This is a genomic window from Floccifex sp., from assembly GCF_051873495.1.
GTDB lineage: Bacteria > Bacillota_I > Bacilli_A > Erysipelotrichales > Erysipelotrichaceae > Floccifex.
This window is the reverse complement of record NZ_JBJEEX010000056.1, coordinates 1-2,118: the sequence shown is the minus strand read 5'-3', so window position 1 is coordinate 2,118 and position 2,118 is coordinate 1. Positions and strand designations below refer to the sequence as shown.

3 protein-coding genes are annotated in these 2,118 nt (G+C 36.5%); all 3 read left to right on the top strand.

The window, feature by feature from the left end; all coding sequences use genetic code 11:
- On the top strand, positions 1-670 hold a 670-nt coding region (locus tag ACI313_RS03735), incomplete at its 5' end, for a hypothetical protein (RefSeq protein ID WP_439755296.1).
- Complete coding sequence (locus ACI313_RS03730; RefSeq protein ID WP_439755295.1) at positions 667-1,272, top strand: hypothetical protein; 606 nt, start codon at positions 667-669, stop codon at positions 1,270-1,272. The genes ACI313_RS03735 and ACI313_RS03730, both read left to right, overlap by 4 nt.
- On the top strand, positions 1,262-2,086 hold the full coding sequence (locus ACI313_RS03725; RefSeq protein WP_439755294.1) for a hypothetical protein: 825 nt from the start codon (positions 1,262-1,264) through the stop codon (positions 2,084-2,086). Before ACI313_RS03730 ends, ACI313_RS03725 begins: the two co-directional genes overlap by 11 nt.
- Positions 2,087-2,118: the final 32 nt, after the last annotated feature.

Sequence of the window (2,118 nt, the reverse complement as noted above, 5' to 3'; positions counted from 1 at the left end):
GAGAAAAATGTTATTGAGAACAGAGAAACTCAAACGGCAATTAAGCAAGGAGAAATCAAAAATGAAAAGCATAGTAGAGATGATCACTATGGAGATACATTCATTACGAATGATCCAACCAAGAATTATGAATACCCTTCTATGTATTTTTTCTTTCACATTATGCAATGCCGCTAATTTATATGTTGACGAGACGCAAGTCAATAAAATTGTGATAAAAGTTGCACATTTAGGTACGTGTTTTGAGGAAGATGTACATTTATCAAGGTTTTTCTGGAATTATAATGCATTGAGTAATACTGCGTTGAGACAAAAGGAACTAATCAATAGCAATGAAATACACGCATTTTGCTCAATATTGGCAAATTTGAGGGAGGAAACTTCTGAAAAGCCGTTATATAGGCAAAGTGTGTCAATGAGTCCAAGCGATATAAACGCAAGAGATTGTTTAGTGCCATATTTGCTTAATCACCAAAAAGACATGCCTCGCAGCAATCATTTCATTGACGCATTACAAGTGTTGGTAAAAGTAGAGATATATAGTGATAACAGCACCCGCCTATCAGTGATATGGGGAGATCGCTTCAATATGGATTATAAGAAAAAACGCTATATTATGAGTAATGAACTTTTTAATTATTTTTTTGAAATATATAAACAACTAAAATGAAACGAATTACGAGAATCTTATTATTGCCCACAATGTGCTTGCTTGTAAGTTGTAGCTTAAAAACACCGTCAAAAAGAACCGCCATTGAGGAAAACATCGATATAAAGTATCACTTGAGAATTGACGATGCTGATAGTGTGGTTATAAAGCTATGCCGATACGACCATACACAGGAGCACGATTCGTTAATGGCTCGATATTTATTTGACTATTTCTATGAATTGATATGGGAAGAAACCGGTGTTGCAGAAATGGCATACTATATACATGATGAAAAAGATTCAATTCTAAATATAATTGCAAATGCCACCACCAAAGGTCTTTTACCATCTATGTTTAGAGGGGAAGAATATCAAAGTTATCTGGAAACAGAAACACCGGTAGATGACCAAAACATCATTGCTAAAATAGAAATATTTGATAAGGAGCATCGATTGATTAATGTCCTATGGTGTAGTCGCTATTACATCGACGGAATGGAAGAGTTTGATTTTCCTCTCAGAAAAATAATGCCTAAAAGTGTTTTAAAGGAATTTGAGATTATTCACAAAATTGCCAAAAAAGATAATATTAGTAAACGCTCCCAACGGAATGAAAAGTGAAGATCTTGATAATAGTGTGATAGAGGCTGCCGACTACTCGGCATATGGGGTGCCGAGTTCGCGCTATGGCAGCTTCAGCAGCGACAACCGTTTCCACCTCGGGCTTGAGTGGCAGCCTATGAAGGGCATCTACGGCTACTACAACAATGCCCGCTTCCGCGACGCCATCCTTGCCGGCTCGTTCTACCAATGTGACCCCCTCGCCGAGAAATACTACAGCCTCAGCCCCTACTCCTGGTGCGCCGGTAACCCAATGAAATATACGGACGAGAGAGGTGATACTATTTCTGTATTGCATTTACGTGGTTCTATTGGGCATTTGGCATTACTTATACAAAATATTGATGGCAAATGGGCATATTATTCATATAATGGAACGCCTATATATGAAAAAACAACGGGGTCTTTTGGAGGAAAGCAATACCATGATTTAGGATCAAAAACATTCAATAGTCCAGAAGAGTTTATGAATAGTACATATAATCGAGAAGGTTCAAAAGAAGAAGTAAGAAATGATGAGATAAATAATTATGGATATAATGAAGCCTACACCATTCCAACAGATTCAGAACAGGATAACAAGATAAGGAGCGCATTTCAATCTGAAGCAAAGAAACCATATAACCTATTGGATCATCAATGCGCTCAGGTTGTTCAACTAGCCCTTAATGCTGGAGGTATAAGTACTAAAAAAATTTTTGATATAGAATTTAATATTTTAGGACTAACAATCAAGCGTAAAATTGATTTATATCCTTTTTACCCTTTTTCCCCTGCTGACACATTCGAAACAATCCGACAAAACAATCCCTAATTATATCGCATATGGAAATTAGAAAGAGACAT

Excerpts from the sequence above, each read along its gene's own strand:
- ACI313_RS03725 (WP_439755294.1), top strand. The coding sequence starts at position 1,262 with ATGAAAAGTGAAGATCTTGATAATAGTGTGATAGAGGCTGCCGACTAC.
- ACI313_RS03730 (WP_439755295.1), top strand. The coding sequence starts at position 667 with ATGAAACGAATTACGAGAATCTTATTATTGCCCACAATGTGCTTGCTT.